General features: G+C 59.6%; 19 protein-coding genes. 8 read left to right on the forward strand and 11 right to left on the reverse strand.

Going from position 1 to position 19,490, the window contains the following annotated elements; genetic code table 11:
* Positions 1 to 28 precede the first annotated feature (28 nt).
* The 5 genes from ACQ4OB_RS17335 (at position 29) to ACQ4OB_RS17355 (ending at position 4,900) form a co-directional block, all read left to right on the forward strand.
* Complete coding sequence (locus tag ACQ4OB_RS17335) at positions 29 to 1,381, forward strand: KamA family radical SAM protein (protein WP_430956105.1); 1,353 nt, start codon at positions 29 to 31, stop codon at positions 1,379 to 1,381.
* Positions 1,382 to 1,405: 24 nt separating this feature from the next.
* Positions 1,406 to 2,278 carry a branched-chain amino acid aminotransferase gene (locus ACQ4OB_RS17340; RefSeq protein ID WP_102615022.1) on the forward strand — a complete coding sequence of 291 codons (873 nt, stop codon included), beginning with the start codon at positions 1,406 to 1,408 and terminating at the stop codon, positions 2,276 to 2,278.
* A gap of 21 nt (positions 2,279 to 2,299) precedes the next feature.
* The gene (locus tag ACQ4OB_RS17345) at positions 2,300 to 3,058 is read left to right on the forward strand and encodes a TauD/TfdA family dioxygenase (protein ID WP_430956106.1); all 759 of its coding nucleotides are present in this window, start codon (positions 2,300 to 2,302) and stop codon (positions 3,056 to 3,058) included.
* A gap of 67 nt (positions 3,059 to 3,125) precedes the next feature.
* Positions 3,126 to 4,085, forward strand: coding sequence for a diiron oxygenase (locus ACQ4OB_RS17350; RefSeq protein WP_102615020.1), 960 nt, complete (start codon positions 3,126 to 3,128; stop codon positions 4,083 to 4,085).
* Between the two features lie 14 nt (positions 4,086 to 4,099).
* On the forward strand, positions 4,100 to 4,900 hold the full coding sequence (locus ACQ4OB_RS17355) for an N-acyl homoserine lactonase family protein (protein WP_074873911.1): 801 nt from the start codon (positions 4,100 to 4,102) through the stop codon (positions 4,898 to 4,900).
* A gap of 164 nt (positions 4,901 to 5,064) precedes the next feature.
* Here ACQ4OB_RS17355 and ACQ4OB_RS17360 read toward each other — a convergent pair whose 3' ends face one another.
* From ACQ4OB_RS17360 to ACQ4OB_RS17380, 5 genes are all read right to left on the reverse strand, one after another.
* Entirely contained in the window at positions 5,065 to 6,495 is a 1,431-nt protein-coding gene (locus ACQ4OB_RS17360) for a PLP-dependent aminotransferase family protein (protein ID WP_074873912.1), read from the reverse strand.
* 300 nt (positions 6,496 to 6,795) lie between these two features.
* Positions 6,796 to 7,500, reverse strand: coding sequence for a hypothetical protein (locus ACQ4OB_RS17365; protein WP_074873913.1), 705 nt, complete (start codon positions 7,498 to 7,500; stop codon positions 6,796 to 6,798).
* 137 nt (positions 7,501 to 7,637) lie between these two features.
* On the reverse strand, positions 7,638 to 8,153 hold the full coding sequence (locus ACQ4OB_RS17370; RefSeq protein ID WP_430956107.1) for a hypothetical protein: 516 nt from the start codon (positions 8,151 to 8,153) through the stop codon (positions 7,638 to 7,640).
* A gap of 64 nt (positions 8,154 to 8,217) precedes the next feature.
* Entirely contained in the window at positions 8,218 to 9,735 is a 1,518-nt protein-coding gene (locus ACQ4OB_RS17375; protein WP_430956108.1) for a HAMP domain-containing sensor histidine kinase, read from the reverse strand.
* Entirely contained in the window at positions 9,732 to 10,448 is a 717-nt protein-coding gene (locus ACQ4OB_RS17380) for a response regulator transcription factor (protein WP_074873916.1), read from the reverse strand. Before ACQ4OB_RS17380 ends, ACQ4OB_RS17375 begins: the two co-directional genes overlap by 4 nt.
* A 151-nt stretch (positions 10,449 to 10,599) precedes the next feature.
* On the opposite strand from ACQ4OB_RS17380, the gene msrB reads away from it, so the two are divergent.
* Positions 10,600 to 11,118 carry a peptide-methionine (R)-S-oxide reductase MsrB gene (msrB, locus tag ACQ4OB_RS17385; RefSeq protein WP_074873917.1) on the forward strand — a complete coding sequence of 173 codons (519 nt, stop codon included), beginning with the start codon at positions 10,600 to 10,602 and terminating at the stop codon, positions 11,116 to 11,118.
* A 110-nt stretch (positions 11,119 to 11,228) separates the two neighbouring features.
* The gene (gene msrA / locus ACQ4OB_RS17390; RefSeq protein ID WP_430956109.1) at positions 11,229 to 11,936 is read left to right on the forward strand and encodes a peptide-methionine (S)-S-oxide reductase MsrA; all 708 of its coding nucleotides are present in this window, start codon (positions 11,229 to 11,231) and stop codon (positions 11,934 to 11,936) included.
* A 19-nt stretch (positions 11,937 to 11,955) separates the two neighbouring features.
* On the opposite strand, the gene ACQ4OB_RS17395 is transcribed toward msrA, so the two are convergent.
* Both ACQ4OB_RS17395 and ACQ4OB_RS17400 read right to left on the reverse strand, forming a co-directional pair.
* On the reverse strand, positions 11,956 to 12,969 hold the full coding sequence (locus ACQ4OB_RS17395) for a sensor domain-containing diguanylate cyclase (RefSeq protein ID WP_430956110.1): 1,014 nt from the start codon (positions 12,967 to 12,969) through the stop codon (positions 11,956 to 11,958).
* A gap of 75 nt (positions 12,970 to 13,044) precedes the next feature.
* Positions 13,045 to 13,950, reverse strand: coding sequence for a LysR family transcriptional regulator (locus ACQ4OB_RS17400; protein ID WP_430956111.1), 906 nt, complete (start codon positions 13,948 to 13,950; stop codon positions 13,045 to 13,047).
* A 102-nt stretch (positions 13,951 to 14,052) separates the two neighbouring features.
* Between ACQ4OB_RS17400 and ACQ4OB_RS17405 the strand changes: the two genes are divergently transcribed.
* A complete protein-coding gene (locus ACQ4OB_RS17405) occupies positions 14,053 to 15,228 on the forward strand; it encodes an aspartate aminotransferase family protein (RefSeq protein ID WP_430956112.1) in 1,176 nt (391 codons plus the stop codon).
* A gap of 388 nt (positions 15,229 to 15,616) precedes the next feature.
* On the opposite strand, the gene ACQ4OB_RS17410 is transcribed toward ACQ4OB_RS17405, so the two are convergent.
* The 4 genes from ACQ4OB_RS17410 to ACQ4OB_RS17425 form a co-directional block, all read right to left on the reverse strand.
* Positions 15,617 to 16,120 carry an adenylate kinase gene (locus tag ACQ4OB_RS17410; protein ID WP_076028547.1) on the reverse strand — a complete coding sequence of 168 codons (504 nt, stop codon included), beginning with the start codon at positions 16,118 to 16,120 and terminating at the stop codon, positions 15,617 to 15,619.
* 206 nt (positions 16,121 to 16,326) lie between these two features.
* Positions 16,327 to 18,243, reverse strand: a complete 1,917-nt coding sequence (locus ACQ4OB_RS17415) for an alkaline phosphatase D family protein (RefSeq protein ID WP_430956113.1) — start codon at positions 18,241 to 18,243, stop codon at positions 16,327 to 16,329.
* 78 nt (positions 18,244 to 18,321) lie between these two features.
* Positions 18,322 to 18,585 (reverse strand): hypothetical protein, encoded by a 264-nt coding sequence (locus tag ACQ4OB_RS17420; RefSeq protein WP_074873924.1) that lies wholly within the window; start codon positions 18,583 to 18,585, stop codon positions 18,322 to 18,324.
* On the reverse strand, positions 18,575 to 19,363 hold the full coding sequence (locus ACQ4OB_RS17425; protein WP_430956114.1) for an MlaA family lipoprotein: 789 nt from the start codon (positions 19,361 to 19,363) through the stop codon (positions 18,575 to 18,577). The genes ACQ4OB_RS17420 and ACQ4OB_RS17425 overlap by 11 nt, the downstream gene beginning before the upstream one ends.
* Positions 19,364 to 19,490: the final 127 nt, after the last annotated feature.

The following is a 19,490-nucleotide window of genomic DNA, read 5'->3' on the forward strand; positions in this document are numbered from 1 at the left end:
CTGCCAGCCAATCACCAGGAGCGCTGTCATGCAGGGAATGTCGGAGCAGGAAAGATACAAGCCTTATAACTCACGCACCATTCGAGACACGCCGTACTGGCAGAAACTCACGCCGGCGTTGCAGGAAGCCATGACCGTCGTGGCCCGGGTCATGCCGTTTCGCACCAATGAATACGTACTGGGCACATTGATCGACTGGAGCAACATCCCGGACGATCCGATTTTCCGCATGACCTTTCCCCACAAGGACATGCTGCTGCCGGACGAATACGCCTCGCTCAAGCAACTGATCGACCTGGATGACACTGCCGCCATCAAGCGGCGGATCGAGGCGATCTGGTTGCGCATGAACCCGCATCCGGCCGGGCAACTGACGCATAACGGCGCGACTCTTGATGGCAAGGTCCTGCCGGGCATACAGCACAAGTACCGCGAAACCGTGCTGTTTTTCCCCGGTGCCGGTCAGACCTGTCACGCCTACTGCACGTTCTGTTTCCGCTGGGCGCAGTTCATCGGCGAAGAAGAACTCAAGTTCAATGCGCGCGAATCCCAGGAGTTGGTGAGTTACCTGCGGGTGCACACCGAGGTCACCGACGTGCTGATCACCGGGGGCGATCCGATGATCATGAACACCCGTTCGCTGGCCGGTTACATCGAGCCGTTGCTGGACTTGCCCCACCTGAAAAACATCCGCATCGGCACCAAATCCGTGGCGTATTGGCCGCAACGGTTTGTCAGCGACAAGGACGCGCCCGAGTTGCTGGAGCTGTTCAAGCGAATCGTCGCGGCGGGGAAAAACCTTTCGATCATGGGGCACTACAACCACCCGGTGGAGATCCGCCAGGCCATCGCCCGCCAAGCCATCGAACGTATTCGTTCCAGCGGTGCGACGTTGCGCATGCAGGCTCCAGTGATTCGGTACATCAACGAAAACCCCGCGGATTGGGCGGCGCTCTGGACCGAAGGCGTGCGGCTCGGCGCAGTGCCTTATTACATGTTTGTCGAGCGCGATACCGGCCCCAGTCATTACTTCGCGATGCCGCTGGCCCGGGCATTCGAGATCTTTCAGGCGGCGTATCGCTCGGTGTCCGGGTTGGCGCGCACGGTTCGCGGTCCGTCCATGAGCACCTTCTACGGCAAGGTATTGATCAACGGCATCGAAACCGTGGCCGGGGAGAAAGTCTTCGTGCTGCAGTTTCTCCAGGCTCGCGATCCGCGATGGGTGTTGCGCACGTTCTACGCGCGCTTCGATCCGCAAGCGACCTGGTTCGATGAGTTGCGGCCGGCGTTCGGTGAGCGCTCGTTCTTCTTTCAGTCCGAGCCTGATCGTGTGGTTGCGTCGGCGCCCGAATTAATACCGGTTCTGCTCGAAACGGCGTAGGACGATTCATCAGGAGATATGGACATGAGCGGTATTCCGTTTGATCAGCGAGAAGGTTACATCTGGCTCGACGGCGAGTTCGTCGAGTGGTCCCAGGCTCGGCTGCATGTGCTGACCCACGGTTTGCACTACGCGAGCACGGTGTATGAAGGGGAACGTGTCTACAACGGCAAGATCTTCAAACTGCGCGAACACAGCGAGCGTTTGTATCGCTCGGCCCGGTTGATGGATTTCGTCATTCCCTATGAGCTGGCCGAGCTGGAAGCGGCCAGCCATGAACTGCTGCAGCGCAACAACGTGGTCGACGGTTATCTGCGGCCAGTGGCCTGGCGCGGCAGTGAAATGATTTCCACCTCGGCCCGCTTCAACAGCGTCCACGTGGCGATCGCCTGCTGGCAATGGCCGAGCTATTTCGACCCGGCCGGGCACATGGCCGGCATTCGCTTGAAGACCGCCGAGTGGCGTCGTCCGCCACCGAGCTGCAGCCCGTTTGAAGCCAAGGCATCCGGGCATTATCAGATCGCCACCCTGAGCAAGCACGATGCTGAAAACAACGGCTATCACGACGCCTTGATGCTCGACTGGCGCGGCAACGTTGCCGAAGCCACCAGCGCCAACGTGTTCTTCGTCAAGGGTCGGACGTTGCACACCCCGGTGCCGGATTGTTTCCTCAACGGCATTACCCGTCAGACCGTCATCGAACTCGCTAAGGCGCTGGATTACCAAGTGGTCGAGCGAACCATTGTTCCTACGGAGCTTGGCGACTTCGACGAGTGTTTTCTCACCGGTACCGCTGCCGAAATCACCCCCGTGCAGCTCATCGATGAACATCGCTATCGACCGGGCAACGCCTGTCGCGACTTCATTGCCGCCTACACCTCAACCGTCAACGCCTGATAAACAGCCAGGAATCTCACCATGTCAGATCAAGGGATTGTCGCGTCCAAACCTTACGTTTCACTGGGCCACCGCCACGAAGAATTGTCGGCGCGAGGCTGGACGGTGTTGACGTCGGATGAGTTCGCCGACGATGTGCTCGGCACGCTGCAAGCGTTCGGCTCGGTCATACCACAATTCAACGGGCAGACCGCATTCGCCATCACCCGCAAGCCGGGGTACGAAGACTTGCCGTATTCCCAGAGCATGAACGGCATCGGCCCACACACCGAAGCGCCAGTGTACGGTCCGCCGCCGCGCTACCTGGCGTTGCATTGTCATCAACAGGCCACGTGCGGTGGCGGACACACGGGGTTGGTGGACGGGTATGAATTGCTGGCGTTCCTTGAGCGCACCGATCCCGAGCTGCGTGAATGGATCGACGACACGCCTGTGGAGTTTGTCGCCACCGCCAAGCCCGGTGAGGCCGCGCAACGCCGGGTCAAGGAATACATCCTGACGCCTACAGAGGACGGGGACATTTTCCGCTTCAGCTACAACCAGTTTCACTACGGTGATGTGAATCCTTCCAAGGACGATCTGCTTCACTCGCAAGTCGCCAACAGCTCGTCGCCACTGGCCAGGTTTGCAGTCCTGGGCGAAGCGTATTTCATTGAGCACAACACACCGGTGCTGATTCCCGATGGGTGCCTGCTGATTTGGGACAACTGGCGGATGATCCATGCCCGCAGCCGATACACTGACCCGGCGCGAAACCTGACCCGCTACTGGCTGGCCTGATTCATCCGTCGCCCTTAATTTCATTGGCGTACCCGTCATCGGGTACGCGTCCTACAGGTATCGCGTCATGCAAACAGCAATCGAGATCGCCAAGGTCGATCATCAACTGGTCGTGCGGCTCAATCAGGCCTGGACCAAGAGAGCCACGGTGTGCGCACCGGACAAGGCCGAGGCCAGCGAAGCGTTCGATCCGGCGCGCCCGGATTACCCGGAGTGCATGGTGCCGTTTTTCCATCACCCGAAGTTCCAGGCACTGAGCGATGAACTCAAGAGCACCGTGGTGACCTGGGGCTGGATCGGCTACAACCTGCGCACGGTGACCGCCGAAGAACACGTGGTGAACCCGGCGCTGAGCGTCATCGCCAATCAATACCTGGGCAAGGACGACTGGCATTTTCGCGAGGCCATGCAACAGACGTTGATCGACGAGCACTACCACACGCTCATGCACCTGCGGGCCATCGAACGGACCAAGCAGGAGCGGGCACTCGATCAGGATCTGGAGTTGCCGCCGTCAGTCACCTATCTGCGGCTGATCGCCCTTCGCGAAGAACTGCCGGAGCAGTGGCAGCGCGACCTCGCGGCGATCACCTTTGCGGTGGTGGCCGAGATCAGCGTCAACGCCTATCTGGATCTGTTGGCCGACGACCGGAGCATTCAACCGCAAAACCGCCGCGTGGCCGAACTGCATAACCGCGATGAATATGCCCACAGCAAGATTCTCGCGGAAGTGGCGAAGGTCATGTACGCGAACATGCAGCCGACCCATCGGGCGTTTTTTGCTCGCACGTTGTCGGTGGCGCTGAGTGCCTTTGTCGCCCAGGACTACTCGATGTGGGAGGCAATTCTCACGCAGCTTGGGGTCGAGGACGCCGCGGTGATCATCGCTGACACCCGGGAGAGCAACAAGAACGCCACGATCATGCGTGACTACAGCGGCCTGCATCGTCTGGCCCAGGATCTGGGCATCAGCGACGAGATTGATTTCGACTTTCGTCCGACCCTCAAAGCCACCGCAGCGGCCTGAACCCGGAGGTGAATATGTCCGTTCCTGTGTACGAAGTGTTCGCGATCCGTGTCGGCGCCAATGCCCAGCGCACCGCCCGGGAGAACTTTCTCTACGACGCTTGCTGCGGTGATCCGAATGCGTCGATGCCCTTGGATTATTACTTCTGGGTCATTCGTAACGAGCAGCAAGCGATCGTGGTCGACACCTGTTTTCAACCTGCCACGGCGGATCGGCGCAACCGTCAGATGTATCGCCTGCCGGAAGAATCCCTGCGCCAACTGGATATTGATCCGGCGCAGGTCGACAACCTGATCCTCACCCATTTGCACTGGGACCATGCCGGCAACCTGGGGCTTTTCCCCAAGGCCATGGTGCATTTGCAAGAAGCGGAACTGCGCTTTTGCACCGGGCCGAAAATGGCCCATCACACGGTTAACAAAACCTACGAGGTCGACGACGTGATGTCGGCGCTTCCGCCATTGTTTGAAGGCCGGATGCGTTTGCACACCGGCACGGTCGAGGTGATTCCCGGTGTGACGTTGCACCCCGTGGGCGGGCATACACCGGGTAGCCAAGTGGTGCGGGTGAACACTGAGCGCGGGTGGATTGTCCTGGCCTCGGATGCCGCGCACTTGTGGGCGAACATCCGTCAGCGCAGTCCGTTTCCGATTCTGGATGATCTGGCGCAGACGCTTGAAGCATTCAGCTTGATCGACAGCCTTGCCGACGGCGAAGATCACGTCATCCCCGGCCATGATCCTCTAATCGCTGAACGTTTCCCGCATTGGAATAACGATCCGCACATCATTTGCCTGCACCAAAGCCCCCTCTGAACCCAACACTAAACCGTGTAGCAGCTGCCGAGCCTGCGTTCGGCGGCGAAGCCGTCGTAAAACCATCCACTACGGTGTTTCAGGTAAACCGAAATGGCAGGATTTACGACTGCTGCGCAGCCGAACGCAGCCTCGCAGGCTCGGCAGCTGCTACAAGGATGTGTTCAGTCCTGGTTTTTGAGGAGTTGGCCGAGGGTCGCCAGCGCTTCCTCAATCCGCGGTGAATACGGCGCACCGCAACCAATGCGCACAAAGTGATTGAAACGCTGGGCATTGGAAAAGATATCCCCAGGTGCAATCTGGATGCCGGCCTTCAATGCCTCATGGAAAAACGCCATGGATGAATGCTGGCGCGGCAATTCCACCCATAACAACGTACCGCCCCGAGGGGTGGTCACGCTGGTGCCGGCGGGAAAATAGCGAAGGATCGCAGCGCTCATTTGCTGGCGTTGGTGAGTCAGGATTTTCCGCAAGCGGCGCAGGTAACGTTCGTAGGACGGTGTCTTCATGAACGCACTGACCGCCAGTTGCGACAGCGCCTCACATCCCCGGGATTGAGTGTGTTTGAGCATTTCCACGCGGTCGTGCCATTTCCCCGCGCTGATCCAGCCCAGGCGAATGCCCGGTGCCAGGGTTTTGTTCAGGGAGGCGCAATAGATCACGTTGTCGGTGCGGTCCCAGTGCTTGAGCGTGGACAGCGGCTGTTCGGTATCCACCAGATCGCCATAGGTGTCGTCTTCGATCAGCACCGTGGCATGCTCGGCGCACAGCTGCACCAGCCGCGCCTTGTTGGCGTCGGGCATGATGCTGCCCAGCGGATTTTGCAGATTGGGAATGACGATCAGCGCCTGAATCCGTTCGGGGCCTTGTAGCAATTGTTCGAGGGCGAACAGATTGATGCCGGCATGCGAAGTCGCCGGTACTTCCAGTACCCGTAGATTCAAGCTTTCAAGAATTTGCAGCAAACCATAAAAGGTCGGCGACTCCACCGCGACGGTATCGCCCGGTTGAGTGACTGCGCGCAAAGCCAGGTTGATCGCTTCGGTCGCGCCGTTGGTGATCACAATTTTTTCCGCTGGCAGGTTGGCCTTTGTGGTCAGCGCCCGTCGCGCAAGAATACTGCGCAACGTGCTATTGCCACAGGTGGAACCCGCCGCACCGAGCAAGTGCGGATCGTGACGCAGTGCCTTGATCATATGGTCTTGCAGGATCTTCAACGGATAGAGTTCCGGCGCGCAGAAGGCACTGGCGAAATTGACCTTGATCGTCGCGCGCTGACTGGCCTTGAGTACTGATGACACCTGCTCGTGAATGCCGACATAGACACCGGTGTCCAGCGGCGGCGGGGGAGCGATCGGGACGGGTTTGCGCAACGTATCGGGCTGGCGAATGTAGTTGCCGGAGCGCGGCCGGGCTTCCAGCACGCCACAGTCCTCGAGTTCCCGGCAAACCTGCACGGCGGTCGACAGGCTAACGGCATGTTTTTCCATCATCAGCCGAATGGAGGGGAATCGTTCACCGGTTTTCAAGGTGCCGCTGCGGATCGCGTCGAGGTAGTGGTTGGCCAACTGACGGTAAAGGGGAGTTGTGTTCATGATGACCTCAGCAATCGCACCACTGAAGTCTTGGGCTGGAAAGTGAGTTGACGCTCCCTGCAGGCGGACCCGTGGTGCTGAAGGGTTAAGGAAAAGTGTTTTTTTGGCGCCGAATCACCGTGGCATGAGTGCCTGTGGGCATTGATTGCCGAACGGGGTGGCACTTTGCAACTGTCGCGGTGTGGGCGGCGATGACAGGAAAGGAAATTGTGGGTTTTGTAAAACCACGGGCAATAAAAAGCCCCGCTCTAGGGCGGGGCTCTTGGGTCAGTGGCGCCGAAGCGCCGCTGATGGTGCGTGTTACTGAGCGGCGATGCTGTAGCCATCGAACGCGGTTTGTTGCTGAAGCGCGGTGATGATGTTCTTGCGGTTAACCGCTTGTTCGGCCCCGGCATTGTCCAGGAAGGTCTCGCTTTCCAGCTCCGCTTCTTCGCCTTCGCCGACGAAGGTGAAGCCCAGGAATTCCAACGCTTCACGGTCAACGTTCAGTCGCGAACGCGGGGTGCGCAACGGCAGTGTGACGCTGATGCCGTCTTTGCTGATGGTGAACACTTCGACATCTTTCTTGGCGCGAGCCACTTTGCTTTTGCCACTGCTTGGGTTGCTGATGGCCTGGTGGGTCTGGTTCAGCACTTTCAGTGCGAGGCCATAGACCAATTCCTGAAATGCCGGATCATCCTTGAAGCTGGAGAGAATCCGGCTGATCGGGAATTTGCTGCTCAAGTCTTCCAGGGCAGCAATGTCGGCAGCTTCGGCGTCCTTGAGCTGCTTGAGCTCACCCATCAATTCGTAGGCTTTATCGTCGTCGAAGCTGTCATGAGCCTGGCGAATCGCGGCGCGCAGCTCGCGGATCTGGTCGCTTTCCCGGGTGGACTGGAAAGCGTCCAGGACCATCTCGCTGATGGTCTTGGCCTGGGGCACGTGCTGTGAAAGATTGATGGAGTTTTCGTATTCCGCTTTGGACGACAAGGTGACTACGGATTCAGCGGTATTGGAATCGGACATTGAAATTTCACTACTTCTTTTAACTTGGATTGAGGCGAGAAAGCTCTGGGCCTTTTCAGGCCGCCTAATCTATTGGACCGAGGCGGCGTTGTCACGGATGAACAGGCGGCTGGTCATCATTTTTGGTACAGCGGCTTTTAACCGGTGGCTATCGGGGGGCGTTTTGCCTGAAGTGACAGCAGCAAACGATAAAACGTCAACGCCCGACCGCTGATCAGCCCACAGACAAAGCCGGAAGCCGACGCCTTGAGCAGCAACATCTCAAGGGTGGCGGTCATTTCCGGGTGAACGTCATCCTGGTAACCGAAGTAATAGTTCACCGCAAAAAACAGCAGATACAGCACCAGGGTTTTTGCTGTGCCCGGCACGATCAGGCCGGTTTGCGGAGCATCCAGCTCGATGCCCTTGCGTGGGAAAACCAGCAACGCCGCGAGGCTGCCCAGGATGACGGCGGCCAGCCAGCAGCTGACCGATAGCAGTGGATTCAGCGTCAGGTTCAGCGAATACAGTGACCAGCCCAGCAAGATCGGCGCCGTGACGAGCAATGAAGTTTTGCTTTCACGGCTCGGGGACAGGGCTTTGACACCGTAGTAGCACAGCAGCAGAAATATCGCGTAAACCCACAATGGGGTGTTTTGCAGGGTATTGAGCATCGCGCAGCATCCTTGCCGAAATGGGAGCCGGGATATTAGTCGTTGTTGTGGCTCAGGCAGCCGACTATTTCCCCAGCGAATTCAGATTCATCGACCGAACCGCCAATTGTTCGGCTGTTTGCTGATCCACCGCCAACGAAAAGCGGAAGGTCGCGCCCCTGCCAGGAACCTCAATCAGCTGGATCTCGCGGCCATGCAATTGCAGGATACGGTGCACGATCCGTAATCCCAGTCCGCCATCACGCCGTGCGCCGCCAATGTTGAACGGGCGCAGGAACAGACCTTCGCGCAATTCGGCAGCAATGCCGGGGCCGGTGTCGCTGACGGTGACTTCGATAAACGGTCCTTGAGGGCGCAGGCTGAGCTCGATTTCTCCTCCTGGCGGGGTGTGGCGCAGGGCGTTGTCGAACAGGTTGGTGAGCACCCGTTCGATCAATCCAAGGTCGGCGCAGGCCGCCGAAACATTGGGTGCAAAAGTGGCCTTCAGTTCGACCTGGCGCGCCTCGGCCGTCAGTTCGAATTTCTGGAAAATGTCCTGCACCAGATCGGTCAGTGAGAAACGCTCCAGCACCGGTTGCACGAAACCATGTTCCAGGCGCACCAGTTCCAGCAGCGATTGCGCCAGCCCACCGACCTTGCGGCTTTGGTCCAGCGCGATGCCCAGGTAACGGCGGCGGTCGGCGGGTGACAACGTGGCGTCCTTGAGCGACAAGGTTTCCAGGTAACCGTGCAGCGAGGCCAGAGGCGTGCGCAGATCGTGGGAGATATTCGCCACCAGTTCGCGGCGTTCCTGATCCTGGCGGGTCAACGAACGCCATTGCTCGCCGAGGCGCGCCTGCATCTGCCGGAAAGTCGCGTCGAGTATGGCAATTTCATCGTGGCTGGCGGCTTTTTCCACCGGTGCGGATACAGGCGGCGTTACCGGAGCGCTATCAATGTCGAACCGGCTGACGGTTTCGGTCAAACGGCGCAAAGGTCGGGTAATGAGGGCGAACGCCGTGAGACCGGCAATCAGGCACAGCAACGCCACCAGCCCGATGGACAACAGCGCGGTATTCAGGGCGGCGCTGGTGGCGCCGCGTTCGGCGAAGCGATCGTGCTCTTCGCTCAACAGCACCACATAGAGGTAACCCACCTGTTTACCATCGACCTGCAATGGCGCGGCACTGAACACTTTGCGGCCATCGACGCTACGCGGATCGTCGCCAAGAACCGGCAGGGCGTCGCCCTTGATCAGGCGCTGGATCGGTGCCAGATCGACCCGCTCCCGGCGTATCCGACCCTCGGGCGCAGCGCTGCCGACAATCCGGCCCTCGGGGTCGAGCAGATAGACCTCGACACTGGGATTGACCAGCATCAGTTGGCTGAACAGGTCGCGCACGGCGTCGGGCATCAGGCCTTTGGCGTCCATCAGCACGGTGTCATGGGCGATGTGCCGGGCCAGGTCCCGCGACAACCCTTGCACCACCTCAAGCTCATGCATCTTGTTGGACCGCACCTGCATCCAGGCCGACGTGCCGCAGCACACCAGCAGCAAAACGGCGAACACCAGCGACAGGCGCTGAGTCAGGGTCAGTCTCACGGTTGCTCCTCCCTGGCCGCGAATTTGTAGCCTCGCCCCCACACCGTGAGGATGCGCGCCGGTTGTGCCGGATCGGCTTCGATCTTTGCCCGCAGGCGGTTGATGTGAGTGTTGACCGTGTGCTCGTAGCCTTCGTGGCTGTAGCCCCAGACGGCGTTGAGCAGGTCCATGCGCGAGAACACTTTGCCGGGCTGACGGGCGAAGAAATACAACAGGTCGAACTCCCGTGGCGTGAGGTCGAGGCGGCGACCGTCAAGGGACACATCGCGCGTGATCGGGTCGATGGAGAGGCCGTCCATGATCAGGCTGCCAGCGTCCATTTTAAGATTGCGGGCCATGGCATCGACCCGTCGCAACAGCGCTTTGACCCGCGCCACCAGTTCGAGCATCGAAAAGGGTTTGGCCAGGTAATCGTCGGCGCCGAGTTCGAGCCCGAGAATCCGGTGTACTTCGCTGGAACGCGCACTTGTAATGATGATCGGTGTGTAGCGGGCCATGGCGCGGGCGCGACGGCAGATTTCCAGGCCGTCGACGCCGGGCAGCATCAGGTCGAGGATCAGAGCGTCCCAGCTTCCTTGCTGCAGCAGGCGCATGCCTTCATCGCCGTCGGCGCAGTGCACCACCTCGAACTGCTCATCACGTAGATGCAGGCAGATAAGGTCGGCGATATGCAGGTCGTCCTCGACCACGAGGACGCGTTTGGTCTGTTCCATCAAGCTCAATCCTTCGGCGCAATGAGCGCATTGTGCGGGTTTTCCGGGGCCTGAGTTATCACGAATTGTTTAACTTCTCGTGAGGATTTGGCGATCAACCCAAGCCTAGGCTGTGTTCCATGACAGGCACCTGGAATTTTCGGAGACGACCATGTTTTCACGGCGACAGTTTCTCGTAGCGAGCGGCGGGCTAGGCGCTGCAGCCCTGGTCATCGGTGTATTGCCAAAATTTGCCGCAAGTTCTGCGCTGGTCAGTAACGCCAGCGCTGCGGAGGTGTTCGAGGTGACTCACAGCGACAGCGAATGGCGCGCCATGCTCAGCGCCGAGCAGTATGAAATCCTGCGCGAGGAGGGCACCGAAAGGGCCTACAGCAGCCCGCTGAACAACGAGCACCGTGAAGGTACGTTTGCCTGTGCCGGTTGCGGCCTGCCGCTGTTTTCTTCTGCGACCAAGTTTGACAGCCGCACCGGTTGGCCGAGCTTCTGGGCACCGCTGGACAACGCTGTGGCCACTCGTCAGGACCGCGCCTTCGGGATGCTGCGTGAGGAAGTCCACTGCCGGCGTTGTGGCGGTCATCTGGGCCATGTCTTCGACGATGGGCCCCAACCCACCGGCTTGCGCTACTGCATGAATGGCCTGGCGATGACTTTTGTGCCAAAGGCAACTTGATCCGCGGGTACTTACTTTCACTCACTTTTGCAGGCCCATGCCCGGCCGCGTCCCGCCGCTTCGTTCCTACGTTCGGTTGAACTCATTTAATTCATTCAGGAATCAGCCTCATGAAAACCCTGTTTACCTGGCGCCGCACCCTGTTGGGCCTGGTCGCTGCCGGCGTCATCGGCCAATGCCTGGCGTTCTCTTTCGGTGCGGCGCAAGACGCGGTCATCATTCCTCCACCCGCCCTCGACGAAACCACCCAGGCCGACAGCGAAAGGGCAGTCTTTGCCGGCGGTTGCTTCTGGGGCGTCCAGGGCGTGTTCCAGCATGTGAAAGGGGTGAAGAAAGCGGTCTCCGGTTATGCCGGTGGAGCTGCAAGCACCGCCCAATACGAGCGGGTCAGCAGTGGCGATACCGGTCATGCGGAAGCTGTCGAAGTCGCCTTCGATCCTCGTCAGGTCAGCTATGGCACCTTGCTGCAAATCTACTTCTCGGTGGCGCACAACCCTACCGAACTCAACCGCCAGGGACCTGACCACGGCACTCAGTATCGCTCGGCGCTTTTCCCGGAAAACAGCGAACAGCAACGTGTCGCCCAGGCCTACATCGCCCAGCTGGACGCTGCCCGGTCGTTCGACAAACCCATTGTCACCACGCTGGAAACCTACAACGGTTTCTACCCGGCCGAGGAGGAACATCAGGACTTTCTGACCGAGCACCCGACCTATCCCTACATCGTGATCAACGATCTGCCGAAGGTCGCGCAGCTGAAAAAGCTTTATCCGGATCGGTATCAGGAAAAACCGGTGTTGGTGAAGGCGGGGATGTAAGGGTTGACGGGCATAGCCCTTACCCCGAAATCACATTCTTGCCCGCGATCTTCGACCGATACAGCGCCTGATCGGCCCGGGCCAGCAACCCGGTCTGTTGTTCTTCGTCAAAGCGCTGAACCACGCCGAAACTCATGGTTACTGGAAAGTCTCCCACGGGCACCAGGCATGCGAGGCCATGGCGGATACGCTCGGCGAGCGCCCGAGCGTTGGCGAGTGGCGTGTTGGGCAGGATCAGGATGAACTCGTCGCCACCCCAACGCGCAAGCAGATCGCCCTCGCGCACGCAGTGCTTCACGCTATCGACCACCTGCACCAATGCTGCATCACCGAGCGCGTGGCCATAGTGATCGTTGATGTTCTTGAAGTCGTCGATGTCCATCGCGATCAACGACAGCGGTTGTCGAAAGCGCTGGGCGCGTTCGCATTCCTGGGGCAGGGCTTTTTCCAGAAGATAGCGATTGGCGATTGAGGTCAGTGCGTCGGTTTCCGCCAGTTTGCGGTTTTCTTCGAGTTGGATTTGCAGTTGCTGATTGACGCGAGACAACTCTCGGGTGCGTTCTTCAACGATTGCTTCAAGGGATTGGTTGCGCCGTTCAAGCGCTTCGTACAGGCGCTTCTTGTCGTCGATGCTGCGGTGTGCGCCGACCATTCGCGCCACCGAGCCGTCGGCATTGCGTGCCAGTACGTAGCCACGGTCTTCGATCCAGGTGTAGCTGCCGTCCTGCATGCGGCAGCGATATTCGGCCTGATAGCCGGGCGCGCGTTCACTCAGATAGTCGTCGAACAGCGCCATGACTTGCGGGTAATCGTCGGGGTGGATCACGTTTTCCCAGGTCAACACGTTGTTATTCAGGGAATGAGGCGGGTAGCCGAGCATCTCGTACCACCCGGGGTTGCGATAGACGAACCCGGTGTTGGCGTTCCAGTCCCAGATGCCGTCGCTGACCAGTTCCAGAATGGTGTGCAGCATGTCTTCGTTCAAATCCGACAGATTGAACTTCAACGGCTCGATATTCGACGCCTCACCCATCTCCGCACTCCCTGTCGCCCTGATAGCCAAGTGACCCGCACGTCGAGGAGATTAGTCGATGGGGTATTCGGTCGGCTAGTACTTGCCCCATCTCTGCAAGGCAAAGTCGACGAAACTACGCAGTTTTGGCAAACGGTAACGATCCTGGGCATACATCAGGTTCATCGGTCGGCTTGGCGGCAAGTAACTCTGCATCAATGCCACCAGTTTTCCGTCCTTGAGATCCTGCTCCATCAACGCATCAGGCAGCACCACGATGCCCATGCCGGTTCGCGCCGCTTGAAGCAGTGCTGCCGAACTGTTGATCAACATCGGTCCATTGACCGCTACCGCCACTTCTCCCTCGGGACCGGTCAGGCGCCAGTGTTTTTCCACCGACTGCCAGTCATCCCCGGCCGGATAGGCAAAGGACAGGCAGTCATGGTGTTGCAGATCATCAGGTTTTTCCGGTGTGCCTTTGCGCGCCAAATACTCCGGTGATGCACACATGGTCAGGTTGTAGTCGAGGAGTGGACGGGCGATCAGGTGGGTCTCCTGGGTATTGCCCAGGCGAAACGCCACGTCGAAACCGTTTTCGAGCAGGTCCGGACGGCGATTGGTGAGGACCACATCCAATTTGACGCGTGGACACAGCAGAGTGAACTCACTCAGGGCGGGTGCCAGCTTTTCGGTGCCGAAGGTCAGCGGCGCGGTGATGCGCAGGGTTCCACTCGGTTCGTCGAGGGCCTGCTCGGCCAACCGTTCGGAGTCGGCCACCAACCCCAGCACTTCGAGGCAACGCTGGTAATAAGCGGTGCCGAATTCCGTTAACCGCTGGCGTCGCGTTGTTCGGTTGAGCAGGCGCACACCCAGGCGTTGCTCTAACGCCCGCAGGTGATTGCCGACCATGGTGGTGGACATATCGCACTGCAAAGCGGCCGCGGTCATGCTGCCGCTTTCTACCACCCGGACGTAAACGGTCATTGCCTGGAATAAATCCATTATCAAGCCCAGCTTTAAAATGATTGAAGTGTTGCAGCGTTTATCCAGCTCAGGTGGCTAACCATACTGCAAAAACACCGACCATTGATGGAGCTTGATGTCATGACCGCCGCCTGCCTGATGAGCACTTACCAACCCTTGGCCTTGAGTTTCAGCAAGGGCCTGGGCACACGCCTGTGGGATCAGGCCGGTCGTGAATACCTGGACGCGGTGGCGGGCGTGGCAGTGACCAACGTCGGTCACTCCCATCCGAAAATAGTCTCGGCCATCAGTGAACAGGCCGGGCTGCTGTTGCACACATCCAACCTCTACAGCATCGATTGGCAGCAGCGGCTGGCGCAGAAACTGACGCAATTGGCGGGCATGGAGCGAGCCTTTTTCAACAACTCCGGTGCCGAAGCCAACGAGACCGCGTTGAAACTCGCACGGTTGTACGGATGGCACAAAGGCATCGAACAACCGCTGGTGGTGGTCATGGAGAACGCCTTTCACGGCCGCACGCTGGGCACCTTGTCCGCCAGTGATGGCCCGGCCGTGCGCCTGGGCTTCAACGAGTTGCCGGGGGATTTCGTCAAAGTGCCATTCGGCGATCTGAAGGCGCTGGACAAGGTGCAACAAGCCCACGGTCCGCGCATCGTGGCGATCCTGATGGAACCTATTCAGGGTGAAAGCGGCGTCCAAATGGCCCCGCCCGGTTACCTGAAAGCCATTCGCGAACGCTGCACTCGGCACGCGTGGCTGCTGATGCTCGACGAAATCCAGACCGGCATCGGCCGCACCGGCCAGTGGTTTGCCTTTCAGCACGAAGGCATCGTTCCAGACGTCATGACCCTGGCCAAAGGTCTGGGCAACGGTATTCCCATCGGCGCCTGCCTGGCCCGGGGCAAAGCCGCCGACCTCTTCACCCCCGGCAGTCACGGCAGCACCTTCGGCGGCAATCCACTGGCCTGCCGCGTGGGTTGCACCGTGCTGGAGATCATCGAAGAACAAGGACTGCTGGAAAACGCCAAACTTCAGGGCGAACGTTTGCTCGCCAGATTGCGCATCGAATTGGCGGACGACCCGAACGTCCTGGAGATCCGTGGACAGGGTTTAATGATCGGCATCGAACTCAAACAGCCGATTCGCGACCTGACCCTGATCGCTGCACGGGACCACGGCTTGTTGATCAACGTGACACGGGGCAAAACCATTCGCTTGCTGCCGCCGCTGACAATTGATGAGCGGGAAGTGGAGATGATTGTCCGAGGAGTTTGCCGGGCAGTGAGCGCGGCCTGATACACCATTGATCGTTCCCACGCTCCGCGTGGGAATGCAGCCCAGGACGCTCCGCGTCCTAAAAAGCGTGACGCAGAGCGTCACAAGAGGCATTCCCACGCGGAGCGTGGGAACGATCGATCGCTGCACGGGATCACGGCTTGTTGATCAACGTGACACGAGGCAAGACCATTCGCTTGCTGCCGCCGCTGACGATTGATGAGCGGGAAGTGGAGATGATTGTCAGAGGGGTTTGCCGGGCAGTGAGCGCGGCCTGATACACCATTGATCGTTCCCACGCTCCGCGTGGGAATGCAGCCCAGGACGCTCCGCGTCCTAAAAAGCGTGACGCAGAGCGTCACAAGAGTCATTCCCACGCGGAGCGTGGGAACGATCGAAACACTGTGAGTTAGCTGGCTTGTAACACGGTGTTCGCGAATGTTGTGATTTCGGTTCGATCCCTGAGCTTGAGTTTCGAACCGCCAAACCCTTCGAACAATTGCTGATGCGCGGCAAATCCGCTGGAATCTTCGCGCATCCGATAGCTGCCGGCCCAGTCGAGCAACGCAATCAACAACTCGTCATTCTCGTCCCGCTGCGCTTCTCGCTGACGAATGTTGGCAACACATTCCTCATCTTCAACGCACAGCCAGATCAATGCAGTCGCCTGGGGCAAGAGTTCGCTGGTGATCCAGCCGTAAACGCCTTCGATCACCCAGCGTTCTTCATTTGCCGCGAGCCGTGCCATGCCCAGCGCCTCGGCACGAGGGCGGGGGATGCTGTGTTCATCGGACAACCAGTGAATCGAATCGAGATCGACCCACGGCACTTGCAGGTACTTGGCCAGTCGTTCGGCCAGCCAGCTTTTGCCAGAACCGGAGTTGCCGATGATCAGGGTTCGGGTGAGGTTCATGAGCGACACCGATCATGTCAGGGAGCCGTAATCCGATCGTTCCCACGCGCAGCAAAGGAATGCCTCAAGGGACGCTCCGCGTTCCAGCTCTCGATAAGGGACGCGGAGCATCCCGGGCTGCATTCCCACGCAGAGCGTGGGAACGATCTATCAGCCTTCAGCCTTCAGCCTTCAGCCTTCAGCCTTCAGCCTTCAGTCTTCAGCGGTCAGTCTTCGCTGTCAGGCGCAACCATCCGGGTCTTCGGCGAACCGTTTGAGTTGTGCTGATAGATCTCCTGCGGCTGTCCTTTTTCATTAAAGAACACTTGCCCGATCCCCGCCGAATTCCACAGCCGTTCACCCGCTTCGGCATGTTCCGGGACATGCGGAACAATGCGCATGCGCCGGCGTTTGGTCAGCCAGTTCAGCGGTGAGCGGGGCGAGTAGAGCCAGCGGTTGAGGCGGTCGAACCACTCGAGCAGCGCGGGCGGGAATTCGTTTTTGATGCCGCTGCTGGTGATCTGCCAGATGCGCGGGCCGCCCTTGCGGTGTCGGATCAGTACTTCGTAGACGAAGGAATAATGCACATCGCCCGACAGCACCACGTAATTACCGGGTGTACGCGAGTGTCGGAAAATGTTCAGGATCACCTGGGCTGCACCGCGATGGGCCATCCAGTTTTCGGCGTCCACCAGCAGGGGATAACCGCACCAGCTGAAGACGCGCTGCACGGTTTCGATCAGTTTGACGCCGAAAATCGGTGCCGGCGAAACGATGATGGCCGACGGGTGATCGAGCAGATCCTGTTGCAGTTCGCTGAGGGCTTCCCAGTCCAGCAGACCCGAAGGCTGCTTGAGGTTCATCTCGCTGCGCCAGCGCCGGGTGCGGGTGTCGAGTACGACGATGGCCGGGCTGGTGGGCAGCACGTAATGCCAGTTCTGAAATCTCAGCAGTTCGTCAATCAACTCGTCCTGAATGTCACTGTCGAGGTAGCGGTCATGTCCGGTCGCGCTCAATCCGCTGGCCTTCTTCAGCACAGCGCCGAACGCATCCGGGTTGTTGCCCCAGCCCTGGCACAGCATGTAGGCAATCAGTGCATTGCCGATGATGCGCCTGGAGAACGGATGGCCGTAGGCCGTTTCCTCCCATTGCGCGGAAAGATTCCAGTCATCGGTAATGTCGTGATCGTCGAAAATCATCAGGCACGGCAGGTGCGCGAGCGCTCGGGCGACGCCTCCCAGGCCGGCCTTGAAGCCATCGATGCGCGTTTGCTCAAGCGCATAACGCTCGCGTCTTTCCGGTGTCAGTACCGGCGGTTGCGGGGCGATCAATGTCCAGGCAATCGGCGACCACACCAGCAGGTACATGGCCATGACTTCGGCGAACGTCACCAGATGGTTGTCGGCACTGCTGCTGGTGAAAATCGGCTTACGCGCCCCACCGAAAAATCGCTCGCGCAGGGTTTTGTTGCTCTCCAGCGCCGGTAACAAATCCGCACGATGGTAGTAGCTGGCGGGGTGCTCGTAGAGTTTGGCGCTGTCGCTGACCACTGCGCCTTCGAGGTGCTCTTCGAACAGCCCAAGCCGCTTGATCAAGGCATGGATGGCTCGCAGCATCGGCCCCGCGACATCGTCGGCATACACCTGATCGCCGCTCATCATCAACAGCGCCGGGCGTTTGTGTGCATCCGGCTCCGCCTCCAGCAAACGATCGACGCACAGCAAACCGTCCGTGGCCGGGTGGTGAGGTTTGCGGCAGGAACCGTGCAACAGATGATCGGCCCGTGTACGCAGGACGAAGTTTGGGCTACGGGCGTCTGCGTACAGCAAGTGCGGGGCCCAATCGGCGATGCCGGCGTCGTCAATCAACAGGTCGTATTCGATTAACGTGTCGCAGGGCAGGGCGGCGTCCAGTGACACGTCGATCAAATGAACAAAGGCCCGGGCGCCCACCGCAATGACCGTGCACTGACTCGCGTCGAGGTGGATAGCGTCGCGGTCTTGCAGACGCAACGTCAGCGACAGCGCCCGCGACCCCACCAGCCACATCACCAGCCGCGTGGGCTCCAGACGCCGCAACAGCGGCCCGACCAGGACAGGGGGCAGGGATTGATGATCGTCAGGCAGCGGCAAAGACATGGACATCCGGGTTTCTGGAACAGAGAAGCGCGCGATGATAACGCAGCTGATGTCAATGAAACGCAACTGGCTCGAATCTGACAGTCAAGGCAACTGCTCGCTGCCCGCCGTCATTACATCCGTCTCGCCATTGGCCACCAGCCAGCGAAACAGCTCTGTGACGGACACCGTGTGGCTCCGCTCGATGCATCGCACTTGCGCCGGGCCATAGTGTTCGGTGTAGCGGCTGAGCACCAGATGGCGACAGTCCGCCGACAGGCGCAGGGTGATTTCCCGACAGTGCAGAGTGGCCGGGTCTTGCTGGGTGACCCGTTGCTGCAGAATCAGGCCATTGCCTTCAGAAACCATCGGCCGGTGCTCCTGTGCATTGAGGTTTGGTTGTTTGTGCCGAGCCTTGTTTTCCATCGGCGACGTAAGCGGCACGATGTTCGGCGACGACGTTGCGTAACGCGCTGTAGTAGTCCGGCAGTTTTTGCAGGCTGTCGGTCAGCGGTAAGGCTTCTGCGCGGCCATCGACGAAGCCGCCGACCGTGCTGATCGTGGCCAATGTGTCCACGGTGTCGCTGTTGCTGCCAAACGGATCGACCACAAAACCGAGCACCCGGCCGACCGCGTCGCGGCTGTTGGAAGTGCCGAGCAACGGCAGTTCGACGATCGGCCCGTTGCCGATGCCCCACACGCCGAACGTCTGGCCGAAGTCCGCGTCGTGACGCGGGATGCCGGCCATGCCGGAGACATCGATCAAGCCCACTACACCGACCGTGGTGTTCAGCACGAAACGCCCCAGGGTATTGGCCGAGCGCATCGGGTTGCCTTGCAGCAGGTCATTGATGAACACCTTGGGCTCGCCGAAGTTCGCCACAAAGTTATGCACACCGGTCTGGAAAAAATCCGGCGAGTAGCGGTAGCCGCGAGCGACCGGCGCCAGGGCATAGTCATCGACCACCCGATTGAACGCAAAAAACCCACGGTTGAACGGTTCCGCCGGGTCGTACACCGTGTAGGCGATGTCGGCGCAACTCACATCGGTGGCCGGCGGCTGACTGCTGCAACCCGCCAACCCGGCGGCCAGCACGGCAATCGAGGTGTTGCGGGTCAGCCAGGGAGCACAATTGAAAGGCAACATGAATGCGATTCTCGGGAGGAATTCGCCGAGATGCTGAGCCCCAAGCCTTGCGCAAAGATGTCTGGTTTATTGCGCCGCTGACGTTTTATTACAGGATTGAAATATATGACGCGCTGCCGTGAATGGT

Origin of the sequence: Pseudomonas sp. ES4, from assembly GCF_050586665.1 — a bacterium.
Lineage (GTDB): Bacteria > Pseudomonadota > Gammaproteobacteria > Pseudomonadales > Pseudomonadaceae > Aquipseudomonas > Aquipseudomonas frederiksbergensis.